The 25,170-nt window shown below is 65.8% G+C and carries 24 protein-coding genes; 16 read left to right on the top strand and 8 right to left on the bottom strand.

Annotation, left to right across the window (positions count from 1 at the left end; translation table 11 throughout):
* Positions 1 to 37: 37 nt before the first annotated feature.
* Positions 38 to 757, top strand: coding sequence for a membrane-anchored protein (locus GGQ64_RS03385; protein WP_183799032.1), 720 nt, complete (start codon positions 38 to 40; stop codon positions 755 to 757).
* A 19-nt stretch (positions 758 to 776) separates the two neighbouring features.
* On the opposite strand, the gene GGQ64_RS03380 is transcribed toward GGQ64_RS03385, so the two are convergent.
* Positions 777 to 1,730 carry a glycosyltransferase family 92 protein gene (locus GGQ64_RS03380; protein ID WP_183799028.1) on the bottom strand — a complete coding sequence of 318 codons (954 nt, stop codon included), beginning with the start codon at positions 1,728 to 1,730 and terminating at the stop codon, positions 777 to 779.
* Between the two features lie 263 nt (positions 1,731 to 1,993).
* Here GGQ64_RS03380 and GGQ64_RS03375 point away from each other — a divergent pair, with 263 nt between their 5' ends.
* The 3 genes from GGQ64_RS03375 to GGQ64_RS03365 are packed head-to-tail and all read left to right on the top strand — an operon-like array spanning position 1,994 to position 4,228.
* Positions 1,994 to 2,683, top strand: coding sequence for a glycosyltransferase family protein (locus GGQ64_RS03375; protein WP_183799025.1), 690 nt, complete (start codon positions 1,994 to 1,996; stop codon positions 2,681 to 2,683).
* 5 nt (positions 2,684 to 2,688) lie between these two features.
* Positions 2,689 to 3,549, top strand: a complete 861-nt coding sequence (locus GGQ64_RS03370) for a 3-deoxy-manno-octulosonate cytidylyltransferase (RefSeq protein WP_343059395.1) — start codon at positions 2,689 to 2,691, stop codon at positions 3,547 to 3,549.
* A 37-nt stretch (positions 3,550 to 3,586) separates the two neighbouring features.
* On the top strand, positions 3,587 to 4,228 hold the full coding sequence (locus GGQ64_RS03365) for a hypothetical protein (protein WP_183799022.1): 642 nt from the start codon (positions 3,587 to 3,589) through the stop codon (positions 4,226 to 4,228).
* A 24-nt stretch (positions 4,229 to 4,252) separates the two neighbouring features.
* On the opposite strand, the gene GGQ64_RS03360 is transcribed toward GGQ64_RS03365, so the two are convergent.
* The gene (locus tag GGQ64_RS03360; RefSeq protein WP_183799019.1) at positions 4,253 to 4,894 is read right to left on the bottom strand and encodes an alpha/beta hydrolase family protein; all 642 of its coding nucleotides are present in this window, start codon (positions 4,892 to 4,894) and stop codon (positions 4,253 to 4,255) included.
* A 381-nt stretch (positions 4,895 to 5,275) separates the two neighbouring features.
* Between GGQ64_RS03360 and GGQ64_RS03355 the strand changes: the two genes are divergently transcribed.
* The 3 genes from GGQ64_RS03355 (at position 5,276) to GGQ64_RS03345 (ending at position 7,509) form a co-directional block, all read left to right on the top strand.
* Positions 5,276 to 5,830: a LysE family translocator gene (locus tag GGQ64_RS03355; protein ID WP_183799016.1), complete on the top strand. Its 555-nt coding sequence runs from the start codon at positions 5,276 to 5,278 to the stop codon at positions 5,828 to 5,830.
* A 126-nt stretch (positions 5,831 to 5,956) separates the two neighbouring features.
* Positions 5,957 to 6,925, top strand: a complete 969-nt coding sequence (locus tag GGQ64_RS03350; protein ID WP_183799013.1) for a formylglycine-generating enzyme family protein — start codon at positions 5,957 to 5,959, stop codon at positions 6,923 to 6,925.
* A gap of 83 nt (positions 6,926 to 7,008) precedes the next feature.
* Positions 7,009 to 7,509, top strand: a complete 501-nt coding sequence (locus tag GGQ64_RS03345) for a heme-degrading domain-containing protein (RefSeq protein WP_183799010.1) — start codon at positions 7,009 to 7,011, stop codon at positions 7,507 to 7,509.
* Between the two features lie 28 nt (positions 7,510 to 7,537).
* On the opposite strand, the gene GGQ64_RS03340 is transcribed toward GGQ64_RS03345, so the two are convergent.
* The 5 genes from GGQ64_RS03340 to GGQ64_RS03320 all read right to left on the bottom strand — a co-directional run bounded on the left by GGQ64_RS03340 (position 7,538) and on the right by GGQ64_RS03320 (position 12,766).
* The gene (locus GGQ64_RS03340; RefSeq protein WP_183799007.1) at positions 7,538 to 8,590 is read right to left on the bottom strand and encodes a dipeptidase; all 1,053 of its coding nucleotides are present in this window, start codon (positions 8,588 to 8,590) and stop codon (positions 7,538 to 7,540) included.
* A gap of 318 nt (positions 8,591 to 8,908) precedes the next feature.
* Positions 8,909 to 10,069: an N-acetylglucosamine-6-phosphate deacetylase gene (nagA, locus tag GGQ64_RS03335; protein ID WP_183799004.1), complete on the bottom strand. Its 1,161-nt coding sequence runs from the start codon at positions 10,067 to 10,069 to the stop codon at positions 8,909 to 8,911.
* Positions 10,066 to 11,088 carry an SIS domain-containing protein gene (locus GGQ64_RS03330; RefSeq protein WP_183799001.1) on the bottom strand — a complete coding sequence of 341 codons (1,023 nt, stop codon included), beginning with the start codon at positions 11,086 to 11,088 and terminating at the stop codon, positions 10,066 to 10,068. The genes nagA and GGQ64_RS03330 overlap by 4 nt, the downstream gene beginning before the upstream one ends.
* A gap of 29 nt (positions 11,089 to 11,117) precedes the next feature.
* Positions 11,118 to 11,882, bottom strand: a complete 765-nt coding sequence (locus GGQ64_RS03325) for a GntR family transcriptional regulator (RefSeq protein WP_183798998.1) — start codon at positions 11,880 to 11,882, stop codon at positions 11,118 to 11,120.
* Complete coding sequence (locus tag GGQ64_RS03320; protein ID WP_183798995.1) at positions 11,879 to 12,766, bottom strand: glucosamine kinase nucleotide-binding domain-containing protein; 888 nt, start codon at positions 12,764 to 12,766, stop codon at positions 11,879 to 11,881. The genes GGQ64_RS03325 and GGQ64_RS03320 overlap by 4 nt, the downstream gene beginning before the upstream one ends.
* Positions 12,767 to 12,964: 198 nt before the next feature.
* Here GGQ64_RS03320 and GGQ64_RS03315 point away from each other — a divergent pair, with 198 nt between their 5' ends.
* The 9 genes from GGQ64_RS03315 (at position 12,965) to GGQ64_RS03275 (ending at position 24,852) form a co-directional block, all read left to right on the top strand.
* On the top strand, positions 12,965 to 13,858 hold the full coding sequence (locus GGQ64_RS03315; RefSeq protein ID WP_183798992.1) for an N-acetylmuramic acid 6-phosphate etherase: 894 nt from the start codon (positions 12,965 to 12,967) through the stop codon (positions 13,856 to 13,858).
* Positions 13,859 to 13,899: 41 nt separating this feature from the next.
* Positions 13,900 to 15,159: an ABC transporter substrate-binding protein gene (locus tag GGQ64_RS03310; protein ID WP_183798990.1), complete on the top strand. Its 1,260-nt coding sequence runs from the start codon at positions 13,900 to 13,902 to the stop codon at positions 15,157 to 15,159.
* A gap of 384 nt (positions 15,160 to 15,543) precedes the next feature.
* Positions 15,544 to 16,494 (top strand): carbohydrate ABC transporter permease, encoded by a 951-nt coding sequence (locus tag GGQ64_RS03305; protein ID WP_183798987.1) that lies wholly within the window; start codon positions 15,544 to 15,546, stop codon positions 16,492 to 16,494.
* 12 nt (positions 16,495 to 16,506) lie between these two features.
* The gene (locus GGQ64_RS03300) at positions 16,507 to 17,346 is read left to right on the top strand and encodes a carbohydrate ABC transporter permease (protein ID WP_183798984.1); all 840 of its coding nucleotides are present in this window, start codon (positions 16,507 to 16,509) and stop codon (positions 17,344 to 17,346) included.
* A 184-nt stretch (positions 17,347 to 17,530) separates the two neighbouring features.
* The gene (locus tag GGQ64_RS03295; RefSeq protein ID WP_183798981.1) at positions 17,531 to 18,592 is read left to right on the top strand and encodes a Gfo/Idh/MocA family protein; all 1,062 of its coding nucleotides are present in this window, start codon (positions 17,531 to 17,533) and stop codon (positions 18,590 to 18,592) included.
* Positions 18,593 to 18,606: 14 nt separating this feature from the next.
* Positions 18,607 to 19,608 carry an ABC transporter ATP-binding protein gene (locus GGQ64_RS03290; protein WP_183798978.1) on the top strand — a complete coding sequence of 334 codons (1,002 nt, stop codon included), beginning with the start codon at positions 18,607 to 18,609 and terminating at the stop codon, positions 19,606 to 19,608.
* Positions 19,609 to 19,810: 202 nt separating this feature from the next.
* Positions 19,811 to 21,043 carry an efflux RND transporter periplasmic adaptor subunit gene (locus GGQ64_RS03285; protein ID WP_246422249.1) on the top strand — a complete coding sequence of 411 codons (1,233 nt, stop codon included), beginning with the start codon at positions 19,811 to 19,813 and terminating at the stop codon, positions 21,041 to 21,043.
* An 11-nt stretch (positions 21,044 to 21,054) separates the two neighbouring features.
* Complete coding sequence (locus tag GGQ64_RS03280) at positions 21,055 to 24,192, top strand: efflux RND transporter permease subunit (protein WP_183798972.1); 3,138 nt, start codon at positions 21,055 to 21,057, stop codon at positions 24,190 to 24,192.
* Between the two features lie 48 nt (positions 24,193 to 24,240).
* Positions 24,241 to 24,852: a TetR family transcriptional regulator gene (locus tag GGQ64_RS03275; protein ID WP_183798969.1), complete on the top strand. Its 612-nt coding sequence runs from the start codon at positions 24,241 to 24,243 to the stop codon at positions 24,850 to 24,852.
* Positions 24,853 to 24,908: 56 nt separating this feature from the next.
* On the opposite strand, the gene GGQ64_RS03270 is transcribed toward GGQ64_RS03275, so the two are convergent.
* Positions 24,909 to 25,148 (bottom strand): hypothetical protein, encoded by a 240-nt coding sequence (locus GGQ64_RS03270; protein ID WP_183798967.1) that lies wholly within the window; start codon positions 25,146 to 25,148, stop codon positions 24,909 to 24,911.
* Positions 25,149 to 25,170: the final 22 nt, after the last annotated feature.

The raw sequence follows: 25,170 nt of genomic DNA, 5'->3' as shown, positions 1-25,170 counted from the left end.
TCGCGGCTATTCCCGATTGCAGATGGGCGGCAACTGAGTGTCCTTTTCCGAAGCAAAGACGCGCCTCTACCGGCGGATCAAATACAATCTGACGCGGCCCAGGCCGCCTGCCTCGGTCGTTCCGCTGGACGGCCCGGTGCTGGTCGTCGGCTCTGCGCCGGTCTCGCACCTGCCGGCCGGTTTCGACGGCAGCTACCGGGTGATCACCATCAACGGCGCGCAGACGGTGACGCAGCGCTGGGGGATCGAGGCGCCCGACATCACCTTCATGATGTTCAACCAGATCCGCGGCACCAACACCAATGCGGTCGAGGTCCGGCGGGTCCTGAACGGCCAGAGGACGGGTGCGCTCTACATGCTGCTCTGGCGGGACGGGCTGCCGTCGCTGATCGAGGGCCTGAAGGCCTTCGACTATCGCTACGACAATCTTGAAATCGTCGACCGCTACCAGCGCATGGCGCTGCTGGACCGGGTCTGCGGCTTCAAGAGCGACGAGCTGGACGCAGAGAGCAAATGCTCCAACGGCATCAATGCGGCGCTGTTTTCGCTTTATAACGGCGCGCCGGCGGTGATCCTGTCGGGCATCAATCCACAGTCGACAGGGCATGTCTATAACCAGGAAAACCTGGCCCGGTTCCATCGCGACATGGACCAGAAGGTGCTGCAGACCCTGCGCGACCGGAACTATCCGGTCTTCACCGCCGATCCCGGCGTGGCGGAAAGCTCCGGCCTGCCGCTGTGGACGGGCAAGGGCTGAGCGTGCGCACGGGGAGGGCTCAGCCGGCGGCGGAGCCTTCGCGATATGCCGTGCCTTCATTGGAGGCGAGGCGGATGCCGTTCTCGGCAATGAAATCCACCATGGCGAGATCCTCGACCTCGGAACTGTGGATGTTGGCGAGCGTGATGCGCATCTTCTCCTCCAGCTTCTCCGCCGAGACGGCATAGTTCGAGCCGCGCGCCATCTTCGCCAGCATCTCCTCTTCGGACTTGCTGTAGTAGTGGTTCAGCTGCAGGTGCGCGTTGGAGTAGAAACGCCGTTCCTTGCGGCCGTCACGGCTGGTGCGATAGCCGGCATCGTTGACGGTCAGGTCGCCGTGGGTCTTCGTCTTGAACTGGTGGATCGTGACTTCCGTCACCTCGCAGGGATCGACGATGCACTTGAAGTTGGCGGAGTGCTCCTGCGGGCCCAGCGGATCGGCGCCGCGCTTCGTGTAGGCCTGGGCAACAGGCCCGGCCGGCCTCTTCTTGTGGCCGCTCGTGCCGAACATGTGCCAGGGCAGCGAGACGTTGGGAAAGTCGCCGGTCGCCGCCAGCGCTTCCTCGAGGGTCGCACCCGTCTTCGGCAGCAGGAATTCGTCGGCGTCGATGAAGGCCATGCGGCGGAAGCTGCCGCCGAAATTGAGGATGGCGTGGGCGAAAGCGAGCACCTGCCCGTCTATCAACTGGTCCGTCTTGCTGGAGGTGACCTTACCGGCCCACGCCATCAGCGTCAGTTCGGCCGGGTCGAGCACGCTACGGATGATGTCGCAGGTCGCATCCGTCGAGCCGTTGTCGTAGATGATGAAGTGGCGGACGCCTATGGCTGAGTGGAAGCGCAGCCATTCTTCGATGTAGGCCGCCTCGTTCTTCACGCACAGCGCGATCGCGATGCCGTGCCGGCCCGGTGCCGGTTCCGGCGGGGTGATCGACAGGGCCTTTATTCCGCTCTTCCTGTTGCCGAACCAGCGCATTCAAACTCCGGGCAATTTCGTGTGTGGGGCGCACTATAGGGATGCTCGCGCGGGCATTCCAGTGGCATCGGCCGCGATGTCCGGTTCGCGACAGCCGGCGGGTCGCGCACGGGTCGTTCTGGCGCATTGACATCGCTTCTGTCCTCATGCACACGATACCGAAGTCGCCGGCGCCAAATCGAGCGGCGCGGCGTCAAATCGAGATTTGCCAAGAGACAAGCTGAATAGCCCACCATACGGGATGAAAAGCGGAAGGTATCGGTATGAGAGATGATGTTGCACGTATTTTTGTAGGTTTCGATACGAAGGAAGTCGTCGCTTACCACGTCCTGTGCCAGAGCATTATTGAACGCTCTTCGATCCCGGTGGTGTTTTCTCCAATCGTTCTAAACAACCTCGGTCCGATGTTCTATCGCGAGCGCAATGCGTTGCAGTCGACGGAGTTCTCGTTCTCGCGCTTCCTGGTGCCCTATCTTAGCAATTTCGAAGGCTGGAGCATCTTCATGGATTGCGACATGCTGGCCCGCGCCGACATCGCCGAGCTGTGGGCGCTGCGCGACGACAAGTATGCCGCCATGTGCGTCAAGCATGATTACGTGCCGAAGATCGAGACGAAGTTCCTTGGCCAGACGCAGACCAAGTACGAGAAGAAGAACTGGTCGAGCATGATCCTGTTCAACAACGCCAAGTGCACGGCGCTGAGCAAGGAATTCGTCAATACGGCGACGGGTCTGCAACTGCACCAGTTCAAGTGGCTCGAAAGCGACGACCAGATCGGCGAGGTTCCCGTCGTCTGGAACTACCTCGTCAACGAGTACGATCGCCGCGAGGACGCCAAGCTCGTCCACTTCACCGACGGCGGTCCCTATTTTGACGAATACAAGAACGACGACTACGCCGAGGAGTGGTTCGCCATGCGCGAACGCGTCCTGTCGGTCACGCAGAAGGCCTAGCCTCCGTGCAGGCACCGGACAAGCCCGCGCAAGGCGAACTGCCGCCGCGGGCGGCGGCCTCCGGGCTGGCAACGGCGGAGGAATGGCGCGCGCTGCTTGCGCGCTATTCCGACATCGTGCTCGTCGCCAACAGCACGGCCTCGAACGTCGCCGAGCTCAGGGCGCAATATCCGGCGACGGCGCTCTTCGTCTTCTTCAACAAGGTCTTCAAGGTTCTCGACCAGCCGTTTCAGGGACATGCCCTTCTCGTCACGCGCGGGCAGCCGCGCGGGGCGGGCATCGTCTATCGCGGCGAGGTGGACGAGGTCCTGTCCTTCTTCGACAAGGCGCATTTCCTCGGCATCATGAACATCCGCCTCGCCGAGGAGGAGAAGCCGAACACGTCTGCGGACTTCCACAACGCGCCGACGGGGCACCTCGACCTGCGCGGCCATTTCGATCCGCTCTATACCGAAGGCAAGGTGCCGACGAGCGGCTTTGCCATGGCGCTGTGGCTGAGCGAACTGAGGCTTCCGGGCACCATCACGCTGGCCGGGTTTTCCGCCCGGCGCAGCGAGAAGTGGCGGGTCGTCTCGGTCCACGACTGGAGCTTCGAGCAGGTCTTCCTGCGGCTGTTTGCAAGGCTCGGCAAGATCGCCATCCATGGCGGCGTGGGCGCCAACGCCTATGCCAGGCTCGCCGAGCGCTTCCCGGAGATCCCGCCCGCGGAGATCGCGCTGGCGGCATCCGAGGTCCTGTCCGAGCGGCTTTCCAACACCGACGGGGAAGTCGACAAGTTGATTTCGTTGACGAATTTCATCCGCGCGGCCGACAATTTCCTGCGGCGGCTCAAGCCGTCCGCGCTCAGGCGGCGCCCGCGGTCCTGAGGCCGGCTGCGATTGTTGCCGTGGCCAGGAGGAACACATGCCGCTGCAGAACCGGGTCACGCCCTTCGGCGATATCGTCGCGGTCAGCGCGCGCGGGCTGTTCACCGGAAACCGCGGCATCATCCACGATCCCGCCACGCGCACCCTGACCGGGCGGCGGTGGACGACGCGGGCGTGGATCATCTGCGGGTGCGACTACAAGGGCATCCGGCGCGCGGTGATGGCGCAGCGCAGCTGGACGGAACTGTTCTTCCTCGACGAGGCTACCGCCCTTTCCGCAGGGCACCGCCCGTGCTTCCTCTGCCGCCGGGAGGAAGCACGCTCGTTCCGGGCAAGTTGGAGCGCCGGCAACGGTGTCGCTCCGCCGAAGGCGCAGGACATGGACATGCGCCTGCACGCCGAACGGCTGGAGCGCGGCGGCAAGCGCCTGCATCCGCTCACAGGACCGCCGACAGGGGCGCTGACAGGGCCGCTCGACACGCTGCCTGACGGCGCCTTTGTTGCCTCGCAGGGGGCGGCCTATCTCGTCAGGGGAGGCGGTACCCTGCTCTGGCAACCCGACGGCTACCGGCGGGCCCGCCCGCCCGGACCGGTGGACGGCCTCCTGACGCCGCCTTCGACGCTCGCCGCCCTTGCCGCCGGCTACCGGGCTGTGCTGCATCCCACCGCCTTCGACTGAGGCATGGGTGTGGTGGAGAGGCCGTCAGCGGCCCAGCCGCTCCGCCCAGTCCTTCACCGTCGCGGCCATGGTGCGCAGGTGGTCGGCCGTGGTGAAGCCGGAGAGCGTCTTGCGCGGCTTCAGGTCGTGGTCGCCGTCCTCCAGCCAGAGCAGCCTGATCTGTTCCGACAGCGGGTAGGTCTCGACTTCCGTGCGCGTGCCGAACTCGTCGCGGGTGCCCTGGCAGATCAGGGCCGGCGTCTGCAGGCCGGCGAGGTGGGCGGTGCGCAGGCTTTCCGGCTTTCCGGGCGGGTGGAAGGGATAGCCGAGGCAGAGCAGGCCGGCGACCCTGCCGGCTGCGTACAGATCGTCGGCGATCATGCTGGCGACGCGCCCGCCCATCGACTTTCCGCCGATGACGAGCGGGCCGCGCGCACCGAGTGCCCGCACGGCGTCTAGATATTCGGGCTTCAGCGTCTCGGCGCGGGGCGGCGGCTTGCGGGTGCCGTCCGTGCGCCTTGCCGCCATGTAGGCGAACTCGAAGCGAGCCACGCGAAGGCCTTCCGCGGCCAGCGCATGTGCCGCGGCCGTCATCGAAGCGGAATCCATCGGTGCACCGGCGCCATGGGCCAGCAGGATCGTGATCGGCGCGTCGGCGGGGCCGTCGAAGAGGAAGCGGTCGGTCATGGCAGGTCCCTTTGTCCAGGGGCAGGACCATGCGGGCATTCGCGCCGGAGGTAAAGCCTGCTCCGCCTGACTGGCCCCTGTCCGGCCCCTGGGGTTCTGCGCACGAACGCCCTTGAAATCCGCGGCCCCCGTCCTCATATCACCGGTCTGCCTGAAAAACGGACGGGAATGGCGTTGGCGTTTGCCGAGCTGTTCCGTGCCCGACAGGATAAGGGCGCTCCCCGAAAGGGTCGAGCGCTCTTTTTGCTTTCGAGGCGGCGGGTCCCGGCAGGGCTGCGGCGGATGCGCACGGGACAGGGTGCGGGGCAGGGGCGGGCTTGCGCGGCTGGGCCGGATCGGTGAAAGCTGCGGCGGAAACAAACCGCCAGAGCCGCATCCGACATGATCACCGCCTTCGTCCTGACCTCCATGGTCATCCTCCTGACGCCCGGGCCGACGAACACGGTGCTGGCCGCTTCCGGTGCCGCCTTCGGGCTTTCGCGGGCGCGCCTGCTGCCGCTGGCCGAAGCCGCCGGCTACGCGCTGGCGATTTCGTTCTTTGTCTCCTTCGCGGCGATGGTGAAGGATCTCTGGTGGGCGCTGCCGGCGCTGAAGATCGTCGCCGCCTGCTGGCTGGCCTATTCCGCCGTCCGGCTCTGGACTACGTCGCCGGACATGGTGGGGGCGGCGCGGGGCAGCGCCTTTGCGCGCGTCTTCCTGACCACGCTGGTCAATCCGAAGGCGATGATCGTCGGGACGATGATGATCCCGCAATCGAGCCCGGACGAGATGGCATCGCGGATTGCGATCTTCATCGCGCTGTCGTCGCTCGCGGGTCTCGGCTGGGTCGCCCTTGGGGCAGCACTCCCCGGCGGCGTCCGCCGTCATTCCTACAAGGGCGCGGCCTTCGTGCTCGGCGGCTTTTCGCTCTACGCGCTGACGAGCGCACTCGCCTGAGGCTTCCTTCCTTCGTCGCCCGAGGCTGCCCTTGATCTGCCCGGCGGATTGGTCCAACCTCCCGCTTCCGGGTCCTTGCCCGGTTGTGCGGCGGGTGGTCCTGCCGCGGGAAGGAAAGGCTGCGCCATGGACGAGCGCGTTCCACAGGCGGCGAAAGCAGGCGGCGATCCCGCTGCGCCTTCGCGCCAGGTCTGGATCGAGGGCGGCACGTTCCTCATGGGCTCGAACGTCCACTATCCGGAGGAGGCGCCGGCGCATCCGGTGCGCGTCGACGGTTTCTGGATCGACATCACGCCGGTCACCAACCGCCAGTTCATGGCTTTCGTGGAGGCGACCGGCTACGTGACCGTCGCCGAGCGGCCGCCAAGCGCCGAGGACTACCCGGGAGCCAAGCCGAACATGCTCCGTGCGGGCTCGGTCATCTTCGATCCGCCGAAACGGCTTTCCGGATCCGACTCCTCGCAATGGTGGCACTACAAGTTCGGGGCGGACTGGCGCCGCCCCTATGGTGGACAGAGCAACATCCGCGGCAAATACGACCATCCGGTCGTGCAGGTGTCGTTCGAAGATGCGGCGGCCTATGCGCAATGGGCCGGGCGCGACCTGCCGACGGAGGCGGAATGGGAATTCGCAGCCAAGGGCGGGCTGGAGGGAGCCGAGTTTGCCTGGGGAGACGAGCTTTTGCCCGACGGCCGGTTCATGGCGAACACCTGGCACGGACAGTTCCCGACGGAAAACCGCAAGCCTGACGGCTTTGAGCGGACCTCGCCTGTCGGCCGCTTTCCGGCGAACGGCTACGGGCTGTCCGACATGATCGGTAATGTCTGGGAATGGACGAGCGACTACTGGTCCGTGCGCCATCCCGATCCCGCGCCGTCGCCCTGCTGCGTGCCGGTCAACCCGCGTGGCGGAATGGTGGAGGCAAGCCGGGATCCGCGCATGCCCGACGTCCTGATCGCACGCCGCGTGGTCAAGGGTGGCTCGCACCTCTGCGCACCCAACTATTGCCGCCGGTACCGCCCCGCCGCCCGGCATCCGCACGAAGAGAACGCGGCGACGACGCATATCGGCTTCCGCTGCATATCGCGCAGCTAGCGGATCGCGGGCGGCATGCGTCTCACTTGTGCCGCCGGCCCGGGCGGGTTAGGCAGGGCTACGCCCGGCGCGAGGAGGATACAATGACGGAAGACCTGAAGGGCGATATCGCCCGGCTCGAGCAGCAGGAGCAGATCCTGTGCTTTTCCCGCTTCGACCCGGACACGGCGTGGAAGCTCGGCGGCATCCTGCGGGAGATCGCAATCGAGCGGCGCGCCGCCATTGCGATCGACATTTCCTTGCGGGACCGCGTCCTCTTCCACACCGTCCTCGATGGCACGTCGACGGACAACGGCGAATGGATTCGCCGCAAGCGCAACACTGTGCTGAGGCTGTGGAATTCGTCCTATCTCGTCGGGCGCCGGCTCGCGCTCGCCCATCGCGGCCAGGAGGAGGCTCACAACCTGCCGCTTTCCGATTTCGCCGTCCATGGCGGCGGCTTCCCGATCCTGATGGACGGGCTCGGCTGCATCGGCGCGGTCACCGTCTCCGGCGTGCCGCAGCGCATCGACCATGCGATCGTCGCAGACGGCCTCGCCCGGTTGCTTGGCGTGGATCTTGCGGATGCGCGCCTGCCTGAGTGACCGGCAGGGGAGGCGCGGCCGGTCGTGATCAGTGCTCGTGCCAGGCCTTGCCGAGCACGCGCAGCCAGTTCCTGCGGCAGATCTTCCTCAGGCTGTCGGCATCGTAGCCGGCGGCTGAAAGCGCCGATACCAGGTTCTGGTTTCCCGCCGCGTCGGTGATCGTGGCGGGTATCATCGCGCCGTCGAAGTCCGACCCCAGCGCGACGCAGTCGATGCCCATTCGCTCCACCATGTAGTCGATGTGGCGGACCATGTCGAAGAGGGGCGTGCCGGCGCTCTCGCGGCCGTCCGGGCGCAGCATCGTGGTCGCATAGTTCAGCCCGACGACCCCGCGGCTCTCGCGGATCGCGTCCATCTGCCTGTCGGTGAGGTTGCGGGCGACGGGCGTCAGGGCGTGGACGTTCGAATGGGTGGCGACCAGCGGCTGGTCGGTGGTCCTGGCCACGTCCCAGAAGCCCTTTTCGGTGATGTGCGACAGGTCGATCATGATGCCGAGCCGGTTGCAGGCGCGCACCAGGTCGAAGCCGGCGTCGGTGAGGCCGGCCCCGGTGTCGGGTGACGACGGAAAGGTGAAGGGGACGCCGTGGCCGAAGATGTTGTTGCGGCTCCAGACCGGCCCCAGCGAACGCAGGCCGGCGGCATGGAAGACCTCGAGGGCGGCCAGGTCGCGATCGATCGCCTCGCAGCCTTCCATGTGCAGGACGGCGGCGAAGATGCCCTCCTCCATCGCGTCGCGGATCTCAGCTGTCGAGCGGCACAGGCGCCAGGCGCCGGCCCGGTCGAGCTGGAAGGCGATCGCGGCCATGGCAAGGGCGATGTCCAGCGACGGCTGGCGTTCGAGCGGCGGCTCCATCGGGGTGTCGTAGTGGCCGTCGGCATCGGGCCGGCGCAGCTCGAAACGGCCGGACGAGACGTAGATGGCGCACATGCCGCCGGCGAGGCCGCCGGCGCGGGCGCGCGGGCCGTCGATATGCCCCTGGTCGGTGCCGTCCCGGAACTCCGCGACCGGATCGCCGCCACCCTGCATGTTGACGAGCAGTCGCAGCAATACGTCGTTGTGTCCGTCGAAGACCAGTTCCATGTGGTTCCTGTCTGCCTCGCCCGGGTGCCGTCCCCGGCGAAGCGAATGCAAGTGTTGAGGCTGCCGTCCCGGAGCGAACTGGGGATATCGTTGCCGGCCTGCAACCTAGAGCCGGAACGGATGCGCCGCAAGGGAGGGAAGATGAAGCGATTTACATCAGCTTAACAGCAGGTTCTAAAATTACGTTGCAATCCCCCTGCCGCCGCCAAATGGTCGACGGGGCGGGGCCTGCAATTCCCGCGGGAGCGCGTCCGTAAAGATGTTGCGCGAAGGCGCCGGGCATGCGGCCTTGCCCGGTTGAGCACCCGCGCGCTGCCTCTACGCCCGATAGGCCTGCGCTCCGCCGATGAAGGTCGCCTGTACGGCGAGGTCGTCGTCGAGCACGACGAAATCGGCGTCGTGGCCGTGCGTCAGGCGGCCCTTGCGGCCGGTCATGCCGATGGCTTCGGCGGGATAGAGCGAGGCCATGCGCAGCGCCTCCTCGAGGTCGAGGCCGGCTTGGGCATGCATGAAGCGGACGCAGGCGATCATGTCGATGTCGGCCCCGGCAAGGGTTCCGTCGGCGAGCGTCAGCCGGCCGGCCTTGCGGAAGATCTCGCGGCCGTTGAGGGTGAAGCCCGTCATGTCCGTACCGATCGTCGACATGGCGTCGGTGACGAGGAAGATGCGGCCCGGACCCTTCTTGGCACGCAGCGCCACGCCGATCGAAACGGGATCGACGTGGTAGCCGTCGGCGATCAGGCCGGCATTGAGGTGGCCGAGTTCGAGCGCGGCGCCCACCATGCCCGGCTCGCGGTGGCCGAGCGGGCTCATGGCGTTGAAGAGATGGGTCATCATGCTGGCGCCGGCCGCAACCGCGGCGGACACCGTCGCATAGCCGCTGTCGGAGTGGCCGAGGCTGACGGTGACGCCGGCCTTGGCGAGGGCGGCGATCTGGTCGTTGCCGACGCTTTCCGGCGCGACTGTTGCAAGCAGCGCATCCAGCCTTCCGCGTGCGGCGACGATGCGTTCAAGGTCGTCCGCCTCCATCCTGCGGATCAGCTTCGGGTCGTGTGCGCCCTTGCGGGCGATCGACAAATGCGGGCCCTCGAGGTGCAGGCCGAGGAAGCCCGGCACGTTTTCGGCTTTCGCGGCGATGCCGGCGGCGACCGTGCGGGCGGTGACCTCCGGGGTGTCGGTGATCAGCGTCGGCAGCAGCGCGGTCGTGCCGAAACGGGCGTGGGCGGCGCAGATCGTGCGGATGCCGGCGACGTCGGGCTGCTCGTTCAGGAGCACGCCGCCGCCGCCGTTGACCTGCAGGTCGACGAAGCCCGGCACGATGCGGGCGCCGTCGAGCGGGGTGCGCGAGGCGCCGGCGGGAATGTCCCCGTCCGTGGCGATGGCTGCGACCTTGCCGCCCTCGACCAGCAGGGCTGCATCCTGATGCCAGAGGTCGCCGTCGAAGATCCGGGCGCCGGTGAATGCGGTGAGCGCGCTCATCTCGTCTCCGTCACTTTCTTGAGGTTGACCGGCTTGTCCGGGTCCAGGCCGCGGGCGCGCGACCAGGCCTCGACGAAGCCGTAGAACGGCACGATCAGCGCCAGCGCGTCGGTGATCGGGTGATCGGTCGCGACGAAGGGCAGCTTCTTGGCAGTTGTCGCGCCTGCCGAGGTGACGCAGGCATAGGCGCCTTTCTCTGCCAGTCCGTCGGCCATGCCGGTGACCGACTGCTCGGCGGCGTCGCGGGCGGCCAGCGCAATCACCGGGAAGGAGGGGCCGACAAGGGCGACCGGCCCGTGCACGACCTCGGCGGAGGAATAGGCTTCCGCATGCAGGCCGGAGGTCTCCTTGAATTTCAGCGCCGCCTCGCTGGCAATGGCAAGGCCGGGACCGCGGCCAAGCACGTAGAGCGACTGCGCCTCGGCGAGGTCGTCGATCAGCCCGCTCCAGTCGAGCGCGATGGCCTTGCCGAACTGGTCCGGCAGGGCCTGCACCGCCGTCTTCAGCGCCGCGTCGCCGGTCCATTCGGCGAGAATGGCGAGGCCAGCCACGATCGAGTTCACGTAGGACTTGGTGGCGGCCACGCTGATTTCCGGCCCGGCGCAGATGTCGAGCGGGTGGCTGCAGGCGTCTGCCAGCGGCGAGGGGAGGGTGTTGGTCAGCGCCATCGAGATCGCGCCGGCATCCGTCGCTGCCCTTGCCATGGCGACGATGTCGGGGCTCTTGCCCGACTGCGAGATGGCGATGGCCGCGCCGCCGTCGAGCTTCAGCTTCGCCCCATAGATCGAGGCGAGCGAGGGGCCGAGGGAGGCTACGGGCCGGCCGGCGGTCAGTTCGATCGCATATTTGAGGAAGAGGGCGGCGTGGTCGGAGGAGCCGCGGGCGACGGTGACGACAAAGCGCGGATCGGCGGCCTTCAGCGCGCTTCCCGCGCGCACGATCGCATCTTTCTGCTCGGTCAGCAGGCGGGCTGCGGCCTCCGGGATCTCGTTGACTTCGCGGCGCATATTGGTCTGCATGGTCTTGTCTTTCGGTCTATGCGGCGCGCTCACGTATCCGAGAGCGTCAGTTCCGCCACGAAGTCATAGGCATCGCCCCGGTAGAGCGAGCGGGTGAATTCCACGACCCTGCCGGAGGCAAGGTAGGAGACGCGTTCGATCGACAGCCCGGCAACGCCGGCCGTGACGCCGAGCAGAGCCGCGTCGGGCTCCTTGATATTATAGGCCGATATGCGCTGCACCGCGCGGACCGGACGGTAGCCGCGCTGCCCGAGTGCCGCATAGAGCGAGCCGGTCACCTGCGCCGGATCGGGCAGGAACTCCGACGAGATGCAGGCGCGTTCGATCGCAAGCGGCATGTCGTCGGCGATGCGCAGGCGGCCCAGCCGCGCCACCAGCGCGTCGGCAGGCAGGCCGAGGATCATCATCTCGTCGGGCGAGGGGTGGAACAGGCCGCGGTCGAGCCATTGCGCTCGCGTCGTCAGGCCGCGCCGGGCCATGTCCTCGGTAAACGAGGTCAGCCGCGACAGCGACTGCTGCACCTTGGAGACCGGCTTGACGACGAAGGTGCCCGAGCCGTGGCGGCGCACCAGCAGCCCGTCCTTGACGAGGTCGTCGACCGCCTTCCGGACGGTCACCCGGCTGATGCTGGCATAGTCGGCGAGGTCGCGCTCGGGCGGCAGCGCATCGCCATGGTTGAGCTTGCCGGACTGGATCGCCTCCTCCAGCGTCTGGCGCAGCTTCAGGTACAGCGGCCCCGATCCGCCGGCCTGAAGGCGCTCGGGCGACAGGATCGCGGCCAGCAGTTCCGTCATGCCGCGCCTCCGGCTCTCGCCTGGTGGCGCTTGGCTGCGAGCGCGACCGCACCGGCCAGGGCATCGGCCTGCGGCGCGACCAGGATCTTGCGGTGGCGCGGCTCCAGCCAGGCGGGATAGAGGGGAGCGAGGCCGCCGAGCAGGCAGAGCCGCTCGTGGCCGCCGATGCGGGTGATCGCGTCGAGCGCCTCGTTGACGGAGCGTGCGGCCTGTCCGAGCAGCGCCAGGGCACCGGGGTCCTCCTGTTCCGCATGCTGGAAGACGAGGGGCGCATAGCGGCCGAAATCGCCGGGCTTGGAAAGACGGGCGAACTCGACCATGGCGGTCGGGTCGTGGCGGAATTCGTTGAGAACGGCGTCGGTGACGGTCGAACCCTGGCGGATGCCGTCATGGGCCAGCAGCGCCTCCTGCAGGAGCGCATGGCCGAGGCGGGCGCCGCCGCCGAGATCGCCGATGGTGAAGCCCCAGCCGCCGATGTAATGAACCTTGCTATCCTTGCGGGCCATGAAGATGGTGCCGGTGCCAAGGATGGCGACGGAACCCTCCGCATCGCCGATCGCGCCCTGCAGGGCGATCAGGCCGTCGGAATCGATGTCGGTGTGGCGGAAAGGCAGGCGCTCGCGTACGTATTGGGTGAGGTTGCCGACATTGGTGCCGGCCAGGCCCAGGAAGGCTGCGGCATTGCGCACTTCGCCCACGGGCAGGCGGGCGTCGCGGAAGGCGGCCTCGGCTGCTTCGCCGATGCTCTGGATAGCGCTGTTCGGATCGGTCAGGATGTTGGCGGAGCCGCTCTTGCCGCGGCCGAGAATCGTGCCCTGCGGGTCTGCGACCGCCGCACGGCAACTGGTGCCGCCGCCATCTATTCCGATGATGAAATCTGCCATGGGGACCTCCAAGAGAGACAATACCAAAAAAATACCATTAACCAAGTGGAAAACTGTCAGCTCCAGCTATCGAGGCGTTAATCTATTGAAATATGACGTTAAAATTGTCTGCTGTGATTTTTCCACTGCCGGAAGTTAATTTCCTGTAGACAATTGGTATGTTTTTGGCATTAAATTCCCGCCAAGGGAGAACAATCCATGGCATCAGCCAGAACCGAAGCCAGGCATGAACAGGCGGAAGGTCTCGACGAGCGCAGCCCGGTCGAGGTGCTCAAGGTGCTGTCCGCAGCCCAGCGGCAGGCCGCGGGCGCCGTCGATGCGGCGATCGAGGACATTGCCGAGGCGGCGAAGCTGGCGGCCGATGCTCTGCGTTCGGGCGGGCGCCTCGTCTATGTCGGCGCCGGCAGTTCCGGCCTGATGGCGATGGCCGACGCGCTGGAGCTTCCGGGCACCTACGGCATTGCGCGCGACCGCATCGTCATTCTGCTGGCCGGCGGCGCCGCCAGCCTCGAGGATCTTGCCGGCGGCTACGAGGACGACGAAGAGCTTGCGATCACTGATGCCGAAAAGGCGGGGATCGGCAAGGGCGACTGCGTGATCTGCGTCACCGCCAGCGGCACGACACCCTATGCAATCGCCGTTGCCGACCACGCCCGCGAGCACGATGCCAAGGTGATCGCGCTCGCCAACAATCCCGGCGCACCGCTCTTTGCTTATGCCGATATCTCCATCCTGCTGCAGACGCCGCCGGAAGTGATTTCCGGCTCGACGCGCATGGGGGCGGGGACGGCGCAGAAGGTCGCCTTCAACATGCTCTCGACGCTCGTCGGCATCCAGCTCGGCCATGTGCATGACGGTTACATGGTCAACCTGAAGGCGGACAACATCAAGCTGAAGGATCGCGCGGCCCGCATCGTCGCCGGCATTTCCGGCGTCGACGTCGAGACGGCGGGGCAACTGCTCGAGCAGTCCGAAGGATCCGTCAAGGCGGCGGTGCTGATCGCAGCCGGCGCGAAAGACAAGGCCGCGGCCGACGCCGCGCTCGACAATTCCGGGCAAAGCCTGCGGCGCGCCCTGAAGACCTTCCAATAACGGGAACCGCGCCAAACGGGGCGCACAAAAGGGAGAATGTCATGACACGCAATTTGATCAAGGGGCTGCTCCTTGCCACGAGCGTCCTCGGCACCGCGGGCCTCGCGCAGGCCCAGGACGTCTCGCTGACGATCGAGAGCTGGCGCAACGACGACCTGTCGATCTGGCAGGAGAAGATCATCCCGGCCTTCGAGGCGAAGAACCCGGGCATCAAGGTGGTGTTCGCGCCGACCGCGCCGACCGAATACAATGCCGCCCTGAACGCCAAGCTCGATGCAGGCTCGGCCGGCGACCTCATCACCTGCCGTCCGTTCGACGCCTCGCTGGAGCTTTACAACAAGAAGCATCTTGCCAGCCTGAACGATCTTCCGGGCATGGAGAACTTCTCCGACGTCGCCAAGTCCGCGTGGACGACGGACGACGGTTCGGCAACCTTCTGCGTGCCGATGGCCTCGGTCATCCACGGCTTCATCTACAACAAGGACGCCTTCGACCAGCTGGGCATCGCGGTGCCGACCACCGAAGCCGAATTCTTCGCAGCCCTCGACAAGATCAAGGCCGACGGCAATTATATCCCGATGGCGATGGGCACGAAGGACCTCTGGGAAGCCGCCACCATGGGCTACCAGAACATCGGCCCGACCTACTGGAAGGGCGAGGAAGGCCGTGCGGCCCTGATCAAGGGCGAGCAGAAGCTGACCGACGAGCCGTGGGTGGAACCCTATCGCGTGCTCGCCAAGTGGAAGGACTACCTCGGCGACGGCTTCGAGGCCCAGACCTATCCTGACAGCCAGAACCTGTTCACGCTCGGCCGCGCCGCCATCTTCCCGGCCGGCTCGTGGGAGATCGGCCTGTTCAACACCCAGGCGCAGTTCAAGATGGGCGCGTTCCCGCCGCCGGTGAAGGCCGCCGGCGATACCTGCTACATCTCCGACCACAACGACATCGGCGTCGGCCTGAACGCCAAGAGCGCCAATCCGGAAGCGGCGAAGAAGCTGCTCTCCTTCATCGCCTCACCGGAATTCGCCGACATCTACGCCAACTCGCTGCCGGGCTTCTTCAGCCTGAACTCGACGGCGGTGAAGATGCAGGACCCGATCGCCCAGGAATTCGTCTCCTGGCGCGAGAAGTGCAAGCCGACGATCCGCTCGACCTACCAGATCCTGTCGCGCGGCACGCCGAACCTCGAAAACGAGACCTGGACGGCTTCCGCCAACGTCATCAACGGCACCCAGACGCCGGAAGAGGCTGCCGAGAAGCTGCAGAAGGGCCTCGACAGCTGGTTCAAGCCGGCGAAGTGAGGCATGCGCTTACCCTCCCCTTGAGGGGGAGGGTCGGCCCGCAGGGCCGGGGTGGAGTGATGCCGCGTTTTCGGCAAGGATCACCCCACCCGCGCGTTCCGCGCGACCTCCCCCCTCAAGGGGGAGGTGGATCCGGCGGCGAACAGTGCGGCAATGGTTCCTTCTCCCTGCTTACGGGGAGAAGGTGCCGGCAGGCGGATGAGGGGCGGTTGGCTGCCCTGTCGATCCGGTCCGAGGCCCGCGCCATCCGCGGGAAAACGTGTAAGCTGACGTTTCATCCGCCGGGTATCCCGGGACGGCATCATGCGGCAGGACCGGCCGTGTGACACTCTCCGCATTTGGCGGTGGATCATCGAGCGAACGGTCAACAGCGGGCAAGAGACCATGACGGACGCCACAGTTTCAGAAGCCGAATTCGACGTCGTGCGGCGGCCGCGGCGGTGGCACATCGCCGTCTTCCTGCTGCCGGCGCTGGTCGTCTACACGGCGGTGATGATCCTGCCCTTGTTCGAGACGCTCAGGCTCTCCTTCTTCAACACCGTCGACGGGCAGCCGGCTTTCGTCGGCCTGTCGAATTTCGCAACGCTGTTCGGCAACGAGCGCTGGGCGTCGGACTTCTGGAACGCGCTGAAGAACAACTTCATCTTCTTCTTCATCCACATGATGGTGCAGAACCCGATCGGCATCGCGCTCGCAGCCCTGCTGTCGTTGCCGAAACTGAGGGGGGCCGCCTTCTACCGGACCGCCATCTTCCTGCCGACGCTGCTTTCCTTCGTGATCGTCGGTTTCATCTGGAAGCTGATCCTGTCGCCGATCTGGGGCGTCTCGCCCTACCTGATGGACCTCGTCGGGCTGAAATCGCTGTTCTCGCCCTGGCTCGGAAGGCCGGGCTCGGCGCTGATCGCGGTCTCGCTGATCTCGGTCTGGCAGTATGTCGGCATCCCGATGATGCTGATCTACGCGGCGCTCCTCAACATTCCCGAGGAGGTGATCGAGGCTGCCGAATGCGACGGCATCACCGGTTGGGCACAGTTCTTCAAGATCAAGCTGCCGCTGATCCTGCCGGCGATCGGTATCATCTCGATCCTGACCTTCGTCGGCAACTTCAACGCCTTCGACCTCGTCTACACCGTGCAAGGCGCGCTCGCCGGACCGGACGGCTCGACCGACATCCTCGGCACGCTGCTCTACCGGACCTTCTTCGGCTTCCAGCTACAACTGGGCGACCGCTCGATGGGGGCGACGATCGCGACCGTGATGTTCCTGATCATCCTCGCCGGCGTGTCGCTCTATCTTTTCGTCATCCAGCGGCGCATCCGCCGCTACCAGTTCTGAGGGGAGCCGACCATGTCCAAGGCACGCACCTCGCTGTCCCGTACGGCCATCGTCCACGCCGCCCTGATCGCCTATACGCTGATCGCGGTCTTTCCGGTGTTCCTGACGATCATCAATTCGATGAAGAACCGCAATGCGATCTTCCGTAACCCGATGCAACTGCCGACGCCCGCGACCTTCGATCTGGTGGGCTACCGCACGGTGCTGGGGCAGGGGGACTTCGCGCTCTACTTCCAGAACAGCCTGATCGTCACGGTCGTCTCGATCTTTCTCGTGCTGCTGTTCGGCGCGATGGCGGCGTTCGCGCTCTCGGAGTATCGCTTCCGCGGCAATACGCTGATGGGGCTCTATCTCGCGCTCGGCATCATGATCCCGATCCGGCTCGGCACGGTGGCGATCCTGCAGGGGATGGTGGCGACCGGGCTCGTCAACACGCTGACGGCGCTGATCCTCGTCTATACGGCGCAGGGGTTGCCGCTCGCCGTGTTCATCCTTTCGGAGTTCATGCGCACCGTTTCCGACGACCTGAAGAATGCCGGACGGATCGACGGGCTTTCGGAATACTCCATCTTCTTCCGGCTGGTGCTGCCGCTCGTGCGGCCCGCCATGGCAACGGTCGCCGTCTTCACCATGATCCCGATCTGGAACGACCTGTGGTTCCCGCTGATCCTGGCGCCGGGCGAGGCGACCAAGACCGTTACGCTCGGCTCGCAGATCTTCATCGGCCAGTTCGTCACCAACTGGAACGCGGTGCTGGCCGCCCTGTCGCTGGCGATCCTGCCGGTTCTCGTCCTCTATCTCGCCTTTTCGCGGCAGCTCATCCGCGGCATTACCTCGGGAGCGGTGAAATGATGGTTCTCGCGCCTGGGCAGCCCCCTCATCCGCCCTTCGGGCACCTTCTCCCCGGTGGGGAGAAGAGGGAGATTGCCGCGACGCCGACGATCCTCCTCTCCCCTTGGGGAGAGGGTGGCCGAGCGCAGCGGAGGCCGGGTGAGGGGGCTGCCCCGACCAATGTTTCTTGCGAAGGAATGAAAGCATGAATTCCGCATCTCCCATCCGCGTGCTGTCCGCCGGTCTCGGCAACATGGGCCGCAGCCATGCGCTCGCCTATCATGAGAACCCCGGCTTCACGATCGCCGGTCTCGTCAACCGCTCGAAGGTCGAGCTTCCGGAGCCACTGCGCGAATACGAGATCCTGCCGTCCTTTCCCGACGCTCTGAAGGAGCTGAAGCCCGAGCTCTGCTCGATCAACACCTATTCCGACAGCCACGCTGACTTTGCGGTGATGGCGATGGAGGCGGGGGCGCATGTGTTCGTGGAGAAGCCGCTGGCGACGACGGTCGCTGATGCCGAGCGCGTGGTCGCCTGCGCGCGCGCCAACGGACGCAAGCTCGTGGTCGGCTATATCCTGCGCCACCATCCTTCCTGGATGCGGCTGATCGCGGAAGCCCGCAAGCTCGGCGGCCCCTACGTGTTCCGCATGAACCTGAACCAGCAGTCGAGCGGGCCGACCTGGGAGACGCACAAGGCGCTGATGCAGACAACGCCGCCGATCGTCGATTGCGGGGTGCACTATGTGGATGTCATGTGCCAGATCACCGACGCCAGGCCGGTCGAGGTGCGCGGCATGGGGCTTCGGCTCTCCGACGAGATCGCGCCCGACATGTACAACTACGGCCACCTGCAGGTGCTTTACGACGACGGCTCGCTCGGCTGGTACGAGGCGGCCTGGGGGCCGATGATCTCGGAAACGGCCTTCTTCGTGAAGGACGTGATGTCGCCGAAGGGATCCGTCTCCATCGTCATGGACCCGAACGCCAAGTCGGACGACATCGACACCCACACCAAGACGGCGGTGATCCGGCTGCACAATGCCGAGACCGGGCCGGACGGCCGCTTCCTCAAGGCCGACGAAGACCTGAAGATGGCCGGCGAGCCGGGTCACCAGGAGCTCTGCGACCGCGAGCAGGCCTATATGCTGAAGGCGATCCGCGAGGATATCGACCTTTCGCGCCACATGGACGATGCGGTCCAGTCGCTCAGGATCTGCCTTGCCGCCGACGAGAGCGTGCGCACCGGCCGGCCGGTGAAACTGTAAAGAAGGAACGATCGATGGGCTCCCTGCAACTGAAATCCGTGCGCAAGTCCTTCGGCCCGGTCGACGTCCTCAAGGGCATCGACCTGGACGTCAAGGACGGCGAGTTCGTCATCTTCGTCGGACCGTCGGGCTGCGGAAAATCGACGCTGCTGCGCATCATCGCCGGCCTCGACGATGCGACGTCGGGCAATATCCTGATCGACGGGAGCGAGGTGAGCGCGGTGCCGCCGGCCAAGCGCGGCATCGCCATGGTGTTCCAGTCCTATGCGCTCTATCCGCACCTGAGCGTGAAGGACAACATGGGCTTGGGCCTCAAGCAGGCCGGCGCACCGAAGGCGGAGATCGAGGCGCGAACGAAGAAGGCGTCTTCCATGCTGTCGCTGGAGAACTATCTCGCCCGACGCCCGGCCGAGCTTTCCGGCGGGCAGCGCCAGCGCGTGGCGATCGGCCGGGCGATCGTGCGCGAGCCGAAGCTGTTCCTGTTCGACGAGCCGCTTTCCAACCTCGACGCGGCGCTGCGCGTCAACACGCGCCTGGAGATCGCCCGGCTCCACCGCGAACTGAAGGCGACCATGATCTACGTCACGCATGACCAGGTCGAGGCGATGACGCTGGCGGACAAGATCGTCGTGCTTGACGGCGGCGTCATCCAGCAGGTCGGCTCGCCAATGGAGCTCTACAACCGCCCGGCCAACCTGTTCGTCGCCGGCTTCATCGGCTCGCCGGCGATGAACTTCATCGATGCTTCCCGGCTCGGACGCAGCGATGCGACGACGATTGGCGTCCGTCCGGAGCACATGGCGCTGTCGCGCGAGAGCGGCGAGTGGACCGGCAGGGTCGTCCATGTCGAGCACCTCGGCGCCGACACGATCGTCTACCTGGACAGCGAGAAGGCAGGGCTTTTGACAGTGCGGCTGTTCGGCGAACACCACTACGAACCGGACGAGATCGTCCATGCCACGGCAAATGCCGGACAGCTCCATCGTTTCGGGGATGACGGCAAAATGATACGATGAGGTCCCTCATCACGAGTTCGTGATCGGGCGTTGTGCAGTGCGATAACGGATTGCGCTTGGACAAGATCTAACATACAGAACTGTTTGTATAACGGCGATGCGGGGGACTTCCGGTTCTCCGCATCGAATCATTTCAAGGCCTTCCGGCCGTGACCTGACCTTTTCGAGGCCGCCGGCCTCCCCTCGTTTCGTGGAAAAACCGATGCGCATCATTAGACCGATTGCAATTGCGACACTGGGCAGCCTGCTGTTTTTGGCCGGATGCCAGAAGGAGGAGGACAAGCAGGCCGGTGCGCCGGCGATGCCGCCGACCCCAGTCGCAGTCATCACCACCAAGTCCGAGGAAGCGCCGATCATGAACGAGCTGCCGGGCCGCATCGCTGCGACCCGCATCGCCGAGGTTCGTCCGCGCATCTCCGGCATCATCGTCGAACGCGTGTTCGAGCAGGGCTCGATCGTCAACGAGGGCGACGTTCTCTACCGCATCGATCCTGAGCCCTTCCGCGTGCAGGTCGATAGCGCCGAGGGCACGCTGCGGCGTGCAAAGGCCGTGCAGTTGCAGGCCAAGCAGGCGGCCGACCGCCAGGAGCAGCTGAAGAAGTCGAACGTCGCCTCCGCGCAGCAGTTCGACGACGCGGTGGCGCAGCTTGCGGCCGCGGATGCCGACGTCGCCATCGCCGAGGCCGGTCTTGCGACGGCAAGGCTCAATCTCGAATATTCCGAGGTGAAGGCGCCGATCACCGGCCGCATCGGCCGGGCGCTGATCACCGAAGGCGCGCTCGTCAGCAGCAACGGCACCGAGGCGCTGGCCACGATCCAACAGCTCGACCCCGTCTATGCCGACTTCACCCAGTCGGCCACCGACCTGATCCGCCTGCGCAAGGCGCTCCAGGACGGCGCCCTGATGAAAGACGGCAATTCGGCTGACGTAGCGCTGTTGTTCGACGACGGCACGACCTACGGCCGTACCGGCAAGCTGTTGTTCTCGGAGGCCGCCGTCGACGAGACGACCGGCCAGGTGACGCTGCGCGGCGAATTCCCCAATCCCGACAACGATCTTCTGCCGGGCATGTATGTCCGCGTGCAGCTCCAGCAGGGCATCCAGAAGAACGCGATCCTGGTGCCGCAGCAGTCCGTCCAGCGCGACACGGCCGGGCAGGCACAGCTCTATGTCGTCAACGCAGAGAACATCCTGGAGGTCCGGCGCGTCAACGTCGGTCGCGCGGTCGACCAGCGCTTCATCGTGACGAGCGGGCTGCAGCCGGGAGAGAAGATCGTGGTCGAGGGCTTCCAGAAGATCGGGCCCGGCGCCACTGTCGCGCCCACCGACTGGCAGCCGGCCGGTCAGGCGCCTGCTGAGAAGCAGGCCGCCGAGGCCGCCGAAGCCCCTGCGGTCGCCAGCGAGGCGGCAGAGCCGGCCGCCAAAGCGAACTGAGGTCCTGAACAATGCCTAGATTTTTCATCGACAGGCCGATCTTCGCCTGGGTCGTCGCCATTTTCATCATGCTTGCCGGCGTGATCACGATTCCGATGCTGCCGGTGGCGCAGTATCCGAACGTGGCGCCGCCGCAGATCTCTATCTCGACCAACTATCCAGGCGCTTCGCCCGACGACATCTACCAGTCGGTGACGCGTCCGATCGAGGAGGAGCTGAACGGCGTACCCGGGCTGCTCTATTTCGAATCGACGTCGGAATCCTCCGGCAGCATCTCCATCAACGTTACCTTTGCGCCCGGCACCAATATCGGCGAGGCGCAGGTCGAGGTGCAGAACCGCATTGCCCGCGTCGAGCCGCGCCTGCCGCAGGCCGTCACCCAGCAGGGCATGCGCGTCGAGCAGGCGAGCACTTCCTTCCTCATGGTGGTCGCGCTGTCCTCTACCGACGGCAATACGGACGCGATCGGGCTCGGCGACTATCTCAGCCGTAACGTGCTGGGCGAAATTCGGCGCGTGCCGGGCGTCGGCAGCGCGACGCTGTTTTCGACCCAGCGCTCGATGCGCATCTGGGTCGACCCCGACAAGATGGTCGGCCTCAAGCTGACGATCGACGACATCAACAACGCGATCTCGGCGCAGAACGCGCAGGTCTCGGCAGGTCGGATCGGTGCGCAGCCCAATCCGATCGGCCAGCAGATCTCCGCGACCGTGCTCGTCCGCGGCCAGCTGACCTCGCCCGAGGAGTTCGGCTCGATCGTACTGCGTGCCAATCCGGACGGATCGTCGGTGCGGCTGCGCGACGTGGCCGCCATCGAGGTCGGCGGTGAAAGCTACAACTTCTCGACGCGCCTGAGCGGCAATCCCACGGCCGCCATCGGCGTGCAGCTCTCGCCGACGGGCAACGCCATGTCGACGGCGGCCGGCGTGCGCGCCAAGATGGAGGAACTGGCGAAGTTCTTCCCGGCCGGCGTTGAATACAGCATCCCCTACGACACGACGCCCTTCGTCGAAGTGTCGATCGAGAAGGTCATCCACACGCTGATCGAGGCGATCGGCCTCGTATTCATCGTGATGTTCCTGTTCCTGCAGAACATCCGCTACACGATCATCCCCACGCTCGTCGTGCCGGTGGCGCTGCTCGGAACCTGTGCTGTGATGTACGTCTCGGGGTTCTCGATCAACGTGCTGACCATGTTCGCCATGGTGCTGGCGATCGGCATCCTCGTCGACGACGCGATCGTCGTGGTCGAGAACGTCGAGCGCATCATGGCCGAAGAGGGACTGTCGCCGAAGGAGGCCACCAAGAAAGCCATGGGCCAGATTTCCGGCGCCGTGATCGGCATCACGCTGGTGCTCTCGGCCGTGTTCATTCCCATGGCGTTCTTCCCGGGCGCCGTCGGCATCATCTACCAGCAGTTCAGCCTGACCATGGTGGTGTCGATCCTGTTTTCGGGCTTCCTGGCGCTGTCGCTGACGCCGGCGCTCTGCGCCACCTTCCTGAAACCGATCCCGCACGGCCATCACGAAAAGCGCGGCTTCTTCGGCTGGTTCAACCGCGGTTTCGACAAGACGGCGCATGGCTATTCCGGCGTGGTGGGCAAGGTCGTGAAGCGCTCGGGCCGGATGATGGTCGTGTATCTCGCGCTGCTCGTCGGTCTCGGCTATGCCTATCTGCAACTGCCGACGTCGTTCCTTCCGAACGAAGACCAGGGCTACCTCATTGTCGACATGCAGGCTCCGTCCGAGGCGAGCGGCACCCGTACGGCCGAGGTCATCCAGCAGGTCGAGAAGATCTTCATGGGCGAGAAGGCCGTCGCCGACATCGTCGCCATCTCCGGCTACAGCTTCTCCGGCACCGGCCAGAACGCAGGCCTCGCCTTCGTTCCCTTGAAGGACTGGTCAGAACGCGGACCGGAAGATTCGGCCGATGCGATCGCGGGCCGCGCCAACATGCAGCTCTTCGGCATCAAGGACGCGATGACATTCTCGCTCTCGCCGCCGCCGATTCAGGGCCTGGGCAACTCGACCGGATTCACCTTCCGCCTGCAGGACCGCGGCGGACTGGGGCAGACTGCGCTCTCTGCCGCACGCGACCAGCTGATGGCTGCTGCCGCAAAGAGCCCGGCCGTCACCGGCCTGCGCGTCGAAGGCATGCCCGACGCGGCGCAGGTCAACCTGCTGATCGATCGCGAGAAGGCCAACACCTTCGGGGTGACCTTCTCCGACATCAACTCGACGATCTCGGCGAACCTCGGCTCGTCCTACGTCAATGACTTCCCGAACTCCGGTCGCATGCAGCGCGTGACGGTACAGGCGGGGGCGGACAAGCGTATGCATACCGCCGACCTCCTCAACCTCAACGTCCGCAACGCCAGCGGCGGCATGGTTCCGCTGTCGTCGTTTTCCACCGTGGAGTGGATCCGCGGGCCGCAGCAGATCGTCGGCTACAACGGCTATCCGTCGATCCGCATCGCGGGCCAGGCCGCACCCGGCTTCTCCTCGGGCGAGGCGATCGCCGAGATGGAGCGCCTGGCAGGCGAACTGCCGATCGGCTTCGGCTACGAATGGACGGGCCAGTCGCTGCAGGAGATCCAGTCCGGCTCGCAGGCGCCGGCACTGATCGCGCTGTCGATCCTGTTCGTCTTCCTGCTGCTTTCGGCGCTCTACGAGAGCTGGTCGATCCCGCTGTCGGTCATGCTCGTCGTGCCGCTCGGCGTCATCGGCTCGGTGATCGCGGTGACCTGGCGCGGCATGCCCAACGACGTGTACTTCCTCGTCGGCCTGATCACCATCATCGGCCTGTCGGCGAAGAACGCGATCCTGATCATCGAGTTCGCCAAGGACCTGCGGGCGGAGGGCAAGCCTCTCCTCGAGGCCACGGTCGAAGCCTGCCGGCTGCGCTTCCGGCCGATCCTGATGACCTCGCTGGCCTTCACCCTCGGCGTGCTGCCGATGGCGATCGCCTCGGGCGCCAGCGCTGCCAGCCAGAACGCGATCGGCACGGGCGTGATGGGCGGCATGATCTCGGCAACCGTTCTCGCCATCTTCTTCGTCCCGGTGTTCTTCGTGTTCATCATGAACCTCTTCGGCCGCAAGCCGAAGGAAGAAAAGCCGGCTGGCGAGCCAGTGCCGGCACCGGGCGAGTGAGAAACGAGTGTCCGCCGAAAGGCGGGCGCTCCCGGCTACGGGGGGCACATGCGTAGGACCAAAGCGGACGCCAAAGTCACGCGCCAGCAGATCCTCTATGCGGCGGAGCGCGTCTTTTTCGAAAAGGGCGTCTCCAACGCATCGATGGAGGAGGTGGCCCTTGCCGCCGGCGTGACCCGCGGCGCCATCTACTGGCATTTCGCCAACAAGACCGACCTCTTCATGGAACTCTACAAGTCCGTGCCCTTGCCGCAGGAGGACATGGTTGCCCGCGAACTCGAGATGGAAGGCGCGGACGTGTTCGCGGTGATCGAGCGCATGGCGGCGGAGTGGCTGGAGGTGCTGGCCAAGGACGAGCAGCGCCAGCGGATCCTGTCGATCCTGCTTCGCTGCGACTATGGAGGCGAACTGGCGCCGGTGCTGCAACAGCAACAGCAGGTCTTCGACGAGCACGTGCGCATCCTGGAGATGGCCTTCGCCCGGGCAGCCGAAACGGGCAAGCTCGACCGCTGCTGGACGCCACGTGCGCTCGCCTCCTCCTTCTGCTGGATGATGAAGGGGCTTTGCGTCGAATGGCTGCTGTTCGGCCGCCGCTTCGACCTTGCCGCCGAAGGCCGCGACGGCCTTTCCCGCTTCATTCGCGGACTGCGGGCCGCCTGATCCGCCCGCCGCCGGCGTGGCCGGCATGGGCTGCGCCATGGCAGGTCTCCGAGGCGTCAGTTGTCTTCTGCGGTCATCTTCCCGATCCAGTCCTTGCCGATATTCCAACGCCTTAACACGGAAAGCGGATCTTCCGCGTCAAGCCGGGAACAGATGCGATAGACCTCCAGCACCTCGGCGCTCATCTCGCCCTTCTGGTAGAAATACATCGCCGCCGCATAGCGGCTGCGCCCCGACCAGTCGATACCGACCGGTGTGCGGATGAGCGTCCAATGGTGGCGGGCTTCTTCGTCCATCGGTGCGTTCTTGCCTTGTCGC

Origin of the sequence: Mycoplana azooxidifex (genome assembly GCF_014196765.1) — a bacterium.
Lineage (GTDB): Bacteria > Pseudomonadota > Alphaproteobacteria > Rhizobiales > Rhizobiaceae > Mycoplana > Mycoplana azooxidifex.
This window is presented reverse-complemented; position numbering and strand designations above follow the sequence as displayed.

Excerpts from the sequence above, each read along its gene's own strand:
- GGQ64_RS03275 (WP_183798969.1), top strand. The coding sequence starts at position 24,241 with ATGCGTAGGACCAAAGCGGACGCCAAAGTCACGCGCCAGCAGATCCTC.
- GGQ64_RS03280 (WP_183798972.1), top strand. The coding sequence starts at position 21,055 with ATGCCTAGATTTTTCATCGACAGGCCGATCTTCGCCTGGGTCGTCGCC.
- GGQ64_RS03365 (WP_183799022.1), top strand. The coding sequence starts at position 3,587 with ATGCCGCTGCAGAACCGGGTCACGCCCTTCGGCGATATCGTCGCGGTC.
- GGQ64_RS03305 (WP_183798987.1), top strand. The coding sequence starts at position 15,544 with ATGACGGACGCCACAGTTTCAGAAGCCGAATTCGACGTCGTGCGGCGG.
- GGQ64_RS03320 (WP_183798995.1), bottom strand. The coding sequence starts at position 12,766 with ATGGCAGATTTCATCATCGGAATAGATGGCGGCGGCACCAGTTGCCGT.
- GGQ64_RS03380 (WP_183799028.1), bottom strand. The coding sequence starts at position 1,730 with ATGCGCTGGTTCGGCAACAGGAAGAGCGGAATAAAGGCCCTGTCGATC.
- GGQ64_RS03285 (WP_246422249.1), top strand. The coding sequence starts at position 19,811 with ATGCGCATCATTAGACCGATTGCAATTGCGACACTGGGCAGCCTGCTG.
- GGQ64_RS03340 (WP_183799007.1), bottom strand. The coding sequence starts at position 8,590 with ATGGAACTGGTCTTCGACGGACACAACGACGTATTGCTGCGACTGCTC.
- nagA (WP_183799004.1), bottom strand. The coding sequence starts at position 10,069 with ATGAGCGCGCTCACCGCATTCACCGGCGCCCGGATCTTCGACGGCGAC.
- GGQ64_RS03360 (WP_183799019.1), bottom strand. The coding sequence starts at position 4,894 with ATGACCGACCGCTTCCTCTTCGACGGCCCCGCCGACGCGCCGATCACG.
- GGQ64_RS03375 (WP_183799025.1), top strand. The coding sequence starts at position 1,994 with ATGAGAGATGATGTTGCACGTATTTTTGTAGGTTTCGATACGAAGGAA.
- GGQ64_RS03295 (WP_183798981.1), top strand. The coding sequence starts at position 17,531 with ATGAATTCCGCATCTCCCATCCGCGTGCTGTCCGCCGGTCTCGGCAAC.
- GGQ64_RS03345 (WP_183799010.1), top strand. The coding sequence starts at position 7,009 with ATGACGGAAGACCTGAAGGGCGATATCGCCCGGCTCGAGCAGCAGGAG.
- GGQ64_RS03325 (WP_183798998.1), bottom strand. The coding sequence starts at position 11,882 with ATGACGGAACTGCTGGCCGCGATCCTGTCGCCCGAGCGCCTTCAGGCC.
- GGQ64_RS03330 (WP_183799001.1), bottom strand. The coding sequence starts at position 11,088 with ATGCAGACCAATATGCGCCGCGAAGTCAACGAGATCCCGGAGGCCGCA.
- GGQ64_RS03350 (WP_183799013.1), top strand. The coding sequence starts at position 5,957 with ATGGACGAGCGCGTTCCACAGGCGGCGAAAGCAGGCGGCGATCCCGCT.
- GGQ64_RS03310 (WP_183798990.1), top strand. The coding sequence starts at position 13,900 with ATGACACGCAATTTGATCAAGGGGCTGCTCCTTGCCACGAGCGTCCTC.
- GGQ64_RS03290 (WP_183798978.1), top strand. The coding sequence starts at position 18,607 with ATGGGCTCCCTGCAACTGAAATCCGTGCGCAAGTCCTTCGGCCCGGTC.
- GGQ64_RS03355 (WP_183799016.1), top strand. The coding sequence starts at position 5,276 with ATGATCACCGCCTTCGTCCTGACCTCCATGGTCATCCTCCTGACGCCC.
- GGQ64_RS03270 (WP_183798967.1), bottom strand. The coding sequence starts at position 25,148 with ATGGACGAAGAAGCCCGCCACCATTGGACGCTCATCCGCACACCGGTC.
- GGQ64_RS03300 (WP_183798984.1), top strand. The coding sequence starts at position 16,507 with ATGTCCAAGGCACGCACCTCGCTGTCCCGTACGGCCATCGTCCACGCC.
- GGQ64_RS03315 (WP_183798992.1), top strand. The coding sequence starts at position 12,965 with ATGGCATCAGCCAGAACCGAAGCCAGGCATGAACAGGCGGAAGGTCTC.